General features: G+C 52.1%; 10 protein-coding genes. 4 read left to right on the forward strand and 6 right to left on the reverse strand.

What is annotated here, in order from left to right:
* Positions 1-85: 85 nt before the first annotated feature.
* The 3 genes from nifU to KKD83_02760 are packed head-to-tail and all read right to left on the reverse strand — an operon-like array spanning position 86 to position 2,217.
* The gene (gene nifU / locus KKD83_02750; protein ID MBU2535070.1) at positions 86-469 is read right to left on the reverse strand and encodes a Fe-S cluster assembly scaffold protein NifU; all 384 of its coding nucleotides are present in this window, start codon (positions 467-469) and stop codon (positions 86-88) included.
* Positions 470-476: 7 nt separating this feature from the next.
* Positions 477-1,664 (reverse strand): cysteine desulfurase, encoded by a 1,188-nt coding sequence (locus tag KKD83_02755; GenBank protein MBU2535071.1) that lies wholly within the window; start codon positions 1,662-1,664, stop codon positions 477-479.
* 40 nt (positions 1,665-1,704) lie between these two features.
* Positions 1,705-2,217, reverse strand: a complete 513-nt coding sequence (locus tag KKD83_02760) for a hypothetical protein (GenBank protein MBU2535072.1) — start codon at positions 2,215-2,217, stop codon at positions 1,705-1,707.
* 206 nt (positions 2,218-2,423) lie between these two features.
* Between KKD83_02760 and KKD83_02765 the strand changes: the two genes are divergently transcribed.
* Together KKD83_02765 and KKD83_02770 are read left to right on the forward strand one after the other, a co-directional pair.
* Positions 2,424-5,081: a heavy metal translocating P-type ATPase gene (locus KKD83_02765; protein MBU2535073.1), complete on the forward strand. Its 2,658-nt coding sequence runs from the start codon at positions 2,424-2,426 to the stop codon at positions 5,079-5,081.
* A 47-nt stretch (positions 5,082-5,128) separates the two neighbouring features.
* Positions 5,129-6,043, forward strand: a complete 915-nt coding sequence (locus KKD83_02770; protein ID MBU2535074.1) for a hypothetical protein — start codon at positions 5,129-5,131, stop codon at positions 6,041-6,043.
* Here the strand turns inward: KKD83_02770 and KKD83_02775 are convergent.
* From KKD83_02775 to KKD83_02785, 3 genes are read right to left on the reverse strand one after another with little or no spacing between them, the layout of a single operon-like run.
* Positions 6,040-6,210: a hypothetical protein gene (locus KKD83_02775; protein ID MBU2535075.1), complete on the reverse strand. Its 171-nt coding sequence runs from the start codon at positions 6,208-6,210 to the stop codon at positions 6,040-6,042. The two genes, KKD83_02770 and KKD83_02775, sit on opposite strands and share 4 nt — an antisense overlap.
* A 24-nt stretch (positions 6,211-6,234) precedes the next feature.
* Complete coding sequence (locus KKD83_02780) at positions 6,235-7,149, reverse strand: FAD-dependent oxidoreductase (protein MBU2535076.1); 915 nt, start codon at positions 7,147-7,149, stop codon at positions 6,235-6,237.
* Between the two features lie 41 nt (positions 7,150-7,190).
* The gene (locus tag KKD83_02785) at positions 7,191-7,427 is read right to left on the reverse strand and encodes a glutathione S-transferase N-terminal domain-containing protein (GenBank protein ID MBU2535077.1); all 237 of its coding nucleotides are present in this window, start codon (positions 7,425-7,427) and stop codon (positions 7,191-7,193) included.
* A 182-nt stretch (positions 7,428-7,609) separates the two neighbouring features.
* On the opposite strand from KKD83_02785, the gene KKD83_02790 reads away from it, so the two are divergent.
* Entirely contained in the window at positions 7,610-8,140 is a 531-nt protein-coding gene (locus tag KKD83_02790) for a ferritin family protein (GenBank protein MBU2535078.1), read from the forward strand.
* A gap of 53 nt (positions 8,141-8,193) precedes the next feature.
* On the forward strand, positions 8,194-8,406 hold a 213-nt coding region (locus KKD83_02795; GenBank protein ID MBU2535079.1), incomplete at its 3' end, for an FprA family A-type flavoprotein.

Raw genomic sequence — 8,406 nt, forward strand, 5'->3', positions numbered from 1 at the left:
GCCTGACAGTATGCGCCGTCCGGGGCCATCATCTCTTCGTCACAGTACGGACAGAAAAGCCGTTTCTTTTCCTCTTGCTCTGCCATTACTTCTTCCCCCCTTTTGCCTGTTTTTTCCGGTAATTGTCTATCGCTTTACTCAAAGCTTGGGCACCAAGGTTAGAGCAATGAAACTTGTTTTGGGGTAACCCGCCAAGTTCCTCCGCGACTAATCGAGGAGTGATTTTCTTGGCCTCATCAAGTGTTTTCCCCATTGCCATCTCACTGACCATGCTGGAAACGGCAATGGCCGCCCCGCAGCCGAAGGTCTTGAACTTTACGTCTTCCAGTCGATTGCCATTCACCTTTATGTAAAACGTCATTATATCCCCGCACACCGGATTACCGACTTCCCCAACGCCGTCCGGGTTCTCTATCTCACCGACGTTGCGCGGGTTCATGAAGTGCTCCATTACTTTCTCACTATAAATCGGCATATTAATGGCCTCCTTTGCCCGTTTTGGTGAACTTTGCATACAGTGGCGACATCTGCCGCAGCCTTTCCACAATCGGCGGCATCACTTCAAGCACATAATCTACATCTTCTTCAGCATTGTCAATGCCAAAGGTAAAAAGGACAGAGCCCTGGGCTATTTCATGTGACAATCCCATGGCGATAAGCACGTGTGAAGCCTTGAGTGCCCTGGAGGTGCAGGCCGAGCCGCTAGTGACCGCCACTCCCTGGCTGTTCAGGAGCATGAGCATGGACTCCCCTTCAATGAACTCAACACAGAAGCTGGCATTCCCGGGCAATCTATTTTCCGGGTGACCGGTAACTACCATATGGTCGATTCTTGCAGGTAGCTCGGCAAGCAGACGCTCGCGCAGATGGCTCAGATGTTTCACTCTGGATGCCATATCGTTTTTCGCCAGTTCCGCGGCCTTTCCCAGCCCGACAACTGCGGGCACATTCTCGGTGCCGGCGCGCCTGCCTCCCTCCTGGACTCCACCGTCGAGAAGAGGCATGATACGCACACCCTTGCGTACATAGAGCGCACCAATACCTTTTGGCCCGTAGAACTGGTTTCCGGCCAGGCTCAGTGCATCAACACCTAACTCTTGTACATTTACCGGTATTGTACCGGCGGTAACGATAGCGTCGGTGTGAAACGGTATATTATGCTCTCTGGTTATCCCGGCGATTTCCTCAATGGGCTCGATGGTGCCCACTTCCCCATTGGCGTGCATAATGGAAACGAGCACCGTGTCCTTCCGAATACGTTTTCTCACTTCATCAGGGTCGACCATGCCGTAACGGTCGACAGGGACCTCAGTAAGTTTAAATCCCCACTTCTCAAGCGTTTTCGCCGAATGAAGCACTGAGAAATGCTCGATTGCCGAGACGATAATGTGCTTTCCCTTGCTCTGCTGTGCGAGGGCCATTCCTTTCACGGCAAAGTTGTTGCTCTCGGTGCCACTTCCGGTGAAGATTATCTCATCAGCGCCAGCACCGATAAGCTGTGCCACTTGTTCCCGTGCCGTGTCCATGGCCTCCCGTGCGGCATCACCCCAGTCATGCAGACAGGAAGGATTGCCGAATAGTTCATCGAGATAAGGCAACATTGCCTCCCTGACTTCCGGGAGGAGAGGAGTTGTCGCGGCGTGGTCCAGATATACTTTTCTCATCAATTCATCTTGTAAGCGGCTAAACGGTCATTTAGCGCCATTATTCTTTAAGCTTCTTTCGAAGGTCATGCAGCAGTTCCTGCTCAATTTCAGCATGTGCTTCCATCAGTTTGCGCGTATGGCTGATGTAGGTGCGCATATCGTGTGCGCTTGCCTCCCACCGGTGACGTGCCATGCCACCTTCGATAAGCTCTTCTGCGTGTTTTTTGGAGTGGGCCAGGCGGCCTCTCAGGTCGACATGCTCGAGGAAGATGGAGCGCAGTGAGGACTTGAGCTCTTCATCACCGTGTTGGTCAACCACCGGTGGCAGGCGTGCTTCCTCAAGGTGGAAGTGCCTCTGCAATCCATCTTCAATTGTATTCAGAATATCTTCGAGCTGGCTTAAGCCCTGCTTCTGATTTAACCTGCCCGGCATGAAGGCTTCCTTGGCTTCTTCAAAGCCCATCATCGCCTCCGCATCATTGGCCACTTTCTCCAACTTTTGGAAACGCTGCCGGATTGTTTTATGCTCAGCAATAATCCTTTCGATTGTCGCTAGGGCGTCTTCCATCATATGCCCTCCTCACCAGCACACATGCGTACTTTTCCCACTCCGTTGAGCAGAATAAGTATAACATATAGCCCGTTGTCGGGCTAGACTCGTCACCTGTTTCAATACTAGTTAATACGCCGCCGCCTGTATGTGATATATGTCACATACTAGTAGCTGTAAACGGGTTATGATAGTATGACTTTGTAAGTAGTTTATAGAGCTCGCTAATGGCACAGAAACTGAACAGTAAGAAGGAAAAGGTACGCATTCATGTCACCGGGATGACCTGCACCACCTGCGCGGCCACCATTGAAAAAGGTCTCGCCGGGACTCCCGGTGTGGAAGAGGCTAATGTGAGCTTTGCTTCTGAACAGGCATCCATTGCCTATGACCCTGAGCAGGTGAACCTGAACGCGCTAAAAGAAACCATATCCGGTATCGGTTACGGCACGGCGACCCGTATATCAATCTTCCCGGTGCGCGGTATGACCTGTGCTTCCTGCGTGGCACGTGTTGAAGGGGCATTATCCAGCGTGTCCGGGGTTGTCTCCGCCAGCGTAAACCTGGCGTCGGAGAAAGCCACCGTGGAGTATCTGGAAGGAACCCAGGTATCAGACCTGAAGCGGGCGGTGGCCGAGGCTGGCTATGAGCTGGGTGAAGAGGCGGAAACCCTGGAAGACGTTGCCACGGCATCGCAGCGAGAAATCAAATCGGTGCGTAATCGGTTCATTTTCGCCGCCGCTATTGGCTTATTGATTCTGGGGTTGGGATTTGGTCCATCCTTTATCGGCAAGCCCTACCTGCTCTGGGCACTGGCAACACCGGTGCAGTTCTGGGCAGGCTGGCGATTTTACCGAGGGATGTGGGGGGCACTGAGACACAGGACGGCGGATATGAATACCCTCATCGCCGTTGGTACATCAGCCGCCTATGCTTACAGCGTTCTGGCGGTGATTTTCCCGGGGTTTTTCGCCGCCGGCGGGCTGGAGCCGCATCTCTATTTTGATACATCGGCTATCATTATCGGGCTGATTCTTCTGGGTCGCTTTCTGGAAGCCAGAGCTAAAGGGCAGACCTCGGAAGCGATTAAGAAACTTATCGGACTGCAGCCAAAGACAGCGCTGGTTATTCGCGGTGGTGAGGAAAAGGAGATACCGGTTGAAGAAGTCGAGGTGGGCGACCTGATACTGGTCAGGCCCGGGGAACGGGTGCCGGTGGATGGCATCGTGCGTCAGGGTTATTCCAGCGTTGACGAATCTATGATTACCGGCGAGAGTATCCCGGTGGAAAAGAATGTGGGCGACGAGGTTATCGGGGCAACCATAAACAAAACGGGCAGCTTCCAGTTTGAGGCGATGAAGGTTGGCAAGGACACCACACTGGCGCAGATTATTCGACTCGTTGAGGAAGCACAGGGAAGCAAGGCGCCGATACAGCGTCTGGCGGATATCATCGCCAGCTATTTCGTGCCAGTTGTGATTGGTATTGCACTGGTTACGTTTATCACCTGGTATTTTGTAGGGCCGGCACCGGCCTTCACTTTTGCCCTGCTCAACTTCATTGCCGTACTGATTATTGCTTGCCCCTGCGCCTTGGGGCTGGCGACACCCACCGCCATAATGGTCGGCACTGGAAAAGGCGCGGAGAACGGAATCCTTATCCGGAGCGCTGAAGCCCTGGAGAGAGCACACAAGATAAACACCGTCCTGCTGGATAAGACCGGCACGCTGACGCGGGGCAAACCGCTGGTCACCGATATCATTGCTGCTCCCTCTTTCTCTGAAGAGAATATACTGCGGCTATCGGCATCAGTCGAACGCCAGTCCGAACACCCGCTTGCCGAAGCTATCGTTCAGGCAGCTTCAGAGCGAAAATTAAAGCTACAATCGATTACCGGTTTCAGGGCTATTCCCGGGAAAGGGGTGGAAGCTCTGGCCGAGGGTAAGAAGCTTATCCTTGGCAACCTGACACTGATGAAAGATGAAAACCTGGCTCTGAACGGACTTGAGAAGGAAGCCAGTCGACTCTGGGAACAGGGCAAGACGGTGATGTTCCTCGGTGTGGGCAAACAAGTAATAGGAATTGTAGCGCTGGCCGATACGCTCAAACCTGGCGCCCGGGAAGCTGTCGAAGCACTGCACAGCTCCGGTATTGAGGTCGTCATGCTTACCGGGGACAACCCTCGCACCGCTGAGGCTATTGCCAGGGAAGCGGGTATCGACCGTGTCATTGCCGAAGTACTCCCCGAACATAAAGCTCAGGAAGTGAAAAAGTTACAGGACGAAGGAAAGGTGGTCGCCATGGTTGGCGACGGCATAAACGACGCTCCAGCACTGGCGCAGGCGGATATCGGCATTGCCATCGGCACCGGTACCGATATTGCCATTGAGACAGGCGATGTTACCCTTATCAGCGGCGATTTATCAGGCATTGTAAACGCCATACATTTGAGCAAGCGTACGCTCAGAACGATAAAGCAGAACCTTTTCTGGGCGTTTGCCTACAACACATCCCTCATTCCCGTGGCGGCTGGTGTACTATTCATCGCATTCGGCCGTTCCGGAGTGCCATCGGGGTTGCATTTCATTCTGGGTGACTACGGTTTCTTGAATCCAATACTGGCGGCGGCGGCCATGGCAACCAGCTCTCTTACGGTTGTATTTAACTCGCTGCGCTTAAGAAGGTTCAAGCCGGTCAAAATGACAGATATTATAAAAGAAAGGGACGAAATGGCTATTGACCCGGTCTGCAAAATGGAAGTGAAAGAAAGCGAAGCTGCGGCAACATCGGAATACAAAGGCAAAAAATACTACTTCTGCGCTGTAGCCTGCAAGAACTCATTCGACCAGAATCCCGAGAAATATCTGGCCGAAGAGAAGAAATAGACTGGCTGACAAGGTTGCCCGGCTGGGTTATAATGCCATAGTAATCCATGGCTTTCATTAGCAGACTGTTTAAAAACCGCAATTTCATCCTTGTTCTGGCCATTGTGCTCGGCCTCACCATAGGAGAGCCGGTCGCTATCAGGACAGAGCCGCTGATACTCCCGCTGCTGGCGCTGGTGATGACGCTCTCCGCTACGAACATAACATCGCGGGAGTTCACCTCTTTGCGGGAGATGCCCCGGACGATTCTCCTTTCCCTCCTGCTTAACTATGTCCTGATGGGCGGCATAATCCTGCTGCTTGCCCGGTGGCTTATCAACGATAAAGACCTGTGGGCGGGGTTCGTGGTCCTGGCCACGGTGCCTCCGGCGGTGGCTGTGGTGCCGTTCAGCTATGTGCTGGGTGGGAATACGCTATTTTCCCTGATCGGTATGACGGGCGCCTATCTTGCGGCGCTCATCATCATGCCCTCTGTAATGGCGTTATTTCTCGGCGTGGGCTTCTTCGACCCGGTAAAACTGCTCATCATCCTCGGCGAGTTAATCCTGATACCGATTGTCCTCTCCAGAGTCCTGCTCTTCACCGGGCTGGCAAAGCGCATTAACCCCTGGCGTGGAACCATTGTGAACTGGAGCTTCTTCGTTGTCCTTTTCACCATCGTGGGGCTGAATCGGCAGGCATTCTTCGGTGAGCTTGATACCCTGGTCAGAATAGCGGTAATCGCCATCGTCATCTCTTTTGTGCTTGGCCACATCATCGAGTTTGCCACCAAAGCCCTGCATGTGGACCGGGAGACAAGTGTCAGCATGGTGCTTATGGGCAGCATGAAGAACTACGGGCTGGCCAGCGGTATTCTGCTCACGCTTTTTGGAGAGCGGGCAGCAATTCCGTCATCTATCTGCGCTGTATTTGGCATTCTGCGCATCGTATGGCTGGGATTCTACTATAGAAAGAAGAGCTAGCCAGATTGCTCCTGTGGAACGCTGTGCTGGATTATCTCCAGGTTGCAGCTCTGATTTTCCCGGCACCACTGCTGGCACTTCTCCGCCCATTCTCTCTGCTCATAGGCAAGGCCGCATTCTTCACAAACGAACAGGTCTTTGCCCTCTCTCTTTATTTCTCTGACCATTGTTCCTCACGTCATTTACGTTAGTTATGTGGTCAACCGCTGTAAATAGCGGTGCGCCTGAAGCGCCGCTTTGGCGCCTTCGCCGGCGGCCACAATTATCTGTTTTTCCGGCACATCGGTAACATCGCCGGCGGCATAAAGGCCAGGCACGGATGTTTCATTGCGCGGTGTAACCGTGACTTCGCCCCATTTGTTGAGCTCGACCAGCCCCTTAACTGCATCAGAGTTGGGCACCAGTCCAATTTCTATGAAAATACCGCCGACTTCCAGTTCCTTCTCTTTTCCGCTCTTAATGTCTTCTATTACAATGCCCTCGACGAGCTCCTGACCTTTTATCGCTGCGGTCTGGTGCTCAAGGAATACCGTTAAATTTTTGGCATCTTTGAGTTGATTTGAGAGAACCTGGTCGCCGGTGAGCGGGGTAAGCGAAATGAGGTTTACATGCTCGGCAATCTTGACCAGGTCGAGGACTGCCTCCAGTGCCGAGTTTCCACCTCCAACCACCGCCACTTTTTGTCCCGTGAATACCGGGCCGTCACAGATGGCACAGTAGGACACGCCTCTGCCGGTCAGCTCCGTTTCCCCCGGTACATTCAGTTTCCTCGGCTTTTTTCCGGTGGCGAGGACGACAGCCTTACTCTGATATTTATCACCGGCTTCGGTGATGGCCTCAAACCCGCCTTCTATCCTCTTTAACTGCTTGACCTTATAACCTATCTTCTGGTCGATGGGAAACTGGCCAACCTGCGTTTCAAATTTGCTGATTAGCTCCGGCCCTTCGATGAACTGGTAACCCAGATAGTTTTCGATACCCAACGTGGTGTTTATCTGCCCGCCGGTATCCCCGCTGACGAGCAGTGTCTTGAGTTGTTTCCTCGCCGCATAAACGCTGGCTGCCATACCGGCCGGGCCGCCGCCGATAACCATTAACTCGTACATCACTGCCTCCTCGTGCCTTTAAATTTAATCAAGGCAAAGGCTTATGCCAGCAAGCTATCCAGTTTCGCCTGGTTGAAGCCAACGATGACGTCATCATCAACAACGATTACCGGGACACCCATCTGCTTTGACTTCTGGATCATTTCCTCGGCCTTCTCTTTGTCCTCGCCCACATTATAATCGGTAAAAGGGATTCCCTTCTGGGTCAAATAGTCCTTGGCCCGTTTACAGTACGGGCATGTAGGCGTTGAATATACAGTCACTTTCTTGTCAGCCATTTTTACCCTCCTCCATTATCGTTTATGCCGATAGCACACCGTATCATTTTTGATTTGTTTATTATATCATAAGCATTGAACAGGTAATTGTATGTGATATATGTCATATTCACATTGGCGGACAGTAGTGTAAATTGAAGGGAATTATAGTAAAGAACATTTTGTTCACGGGGGATTGAGCCATGGCAACCGAGCAGGATAAAACACTGGAAGGATTGAAGACAGCGATTCAAATGGAAATCGATGGCAAACAATTTTACCTGAAAGCAGGTAAGGAAAGCAGCAACGAAGCCGGAAAGAAACTGCTGGAGTCGCTTGCTGCCGAAGAGGATATTCACCGTCAGAAATTTGAGGAGATATTCGAGTCCATCAGGGATAAAAATGCCTGGCCCAAAACAGATTTCAAGCCGGATGGAGGAAGCAACCTCAGGACGCTGTTCTCCAGGGCTACGGAGCAGGTCGGAAAGTCCATCAAGGCGCTGGATAGCGAACTGGATGCCGTCCAGACCGCAGTGAATATGGAAGCCAAAACCTACGATTTTTATATAAGCCAGCGCCAGTCCACTCCTTACCCCGCGTCCCGCGATTTTTACCAGGCGCTGGCATCACAGGAAAGAGAGCACCAGCTCATACTCCTTGATTACTACGAATTCTTGAAGAATCCGGCAGGCTGGTTTGTCAATACAGAGCATCCCATTCTGGACGGTGGCTAAAATAATAAAATGGACTGCCAGATAATTATGAATATGGAGGGAAATAGTGGCATATGAAGCCTAGAGAGATAAAACCGGGGATTTACTGGGTGGGGGCTGTGGACTGGGACAGACGACTTTTTGACGCTCTGATACCTCTTCCCGACGGGACAAGCTACAACTCATATCTCATCAAAGGCAGTGAGAAAACGGCTTTGGTCGATACCGTGGATGCTGCCATGCCGGATATTCTTCTGGATAACCTGGAGCATCTTGGAATTGACCGA

Source organism: Chloroflexota bacterium (assembly GCA_018829775.1).
Classification (GTDB): domain Bacteria; phylum Chloroflexota; class Dehalococcoidia; order Dehalococcoidales; family RBG-16-60-22; genus E44-bin89.

What these genes read in the sequence shown, in the direction of transcription:
- KKD83_02755 (MBU2535071.1), bottom strand. Translation starts at nt 1,664, where the DNA reads ATGAGAAAAGTATATCTGGACCACGCCGCGACAACTCCTCTCCTCCCG.
- KKD83_02760 (MBU2535072.1), bottom strand. Translation starts at nt 2,217, where the DNA reads ATGATGGAAGACGCCCTAGCGACAATCGAAAGGATTATTGCTGAGCAT.
- KKD83_02765 (MBU2535073.1), top strand. Translation starts at nt 2,424, where the DNA reads ATGGCACAGAAACTGAACAGTAAGAAGGAAAAGGTACGCATTCATGTC.
- KKD83_02770 (MBU2535074.1), top strand. Translation starts at nt 5,129, where the DNA reads ATGGCTTTCATTAGCAGACTGTTTAAAAACCGCAATTTCATCCTTGTT.
- KKD83_02775 (MBU2535075.1), bottom strand. Translation starts at nt 6,210, where the DNA reads ATGGTCAGAGAAATAAAGAGAGAGGGCAAAGACCTGTTCGTTTGTGAA.
- KKD83_02780 (MBU2535076.1), bottom strand. Translation starts at nt 7,149, where the DNA reads ATGTACGAGTTAATGGTTATCGGCGGCGGCCCGGCCGGTATGGCAGCC.
- KKD83_02785 (MBU2535077.1), bottom strand. Translation starts at nt 7,427, where the DNA reads ATGGCTGACAAGAAAGTGACTGTATATTCAACGCCTACATGCCCGTAC.
- KKD83_02790 (MBU2535078.1), top strand. Translation starts at nt 7,610, where the DNA reads ATGGCAACCGAGCAGGATAAAACACTGGAAGGATTGAAGACAGCGATT.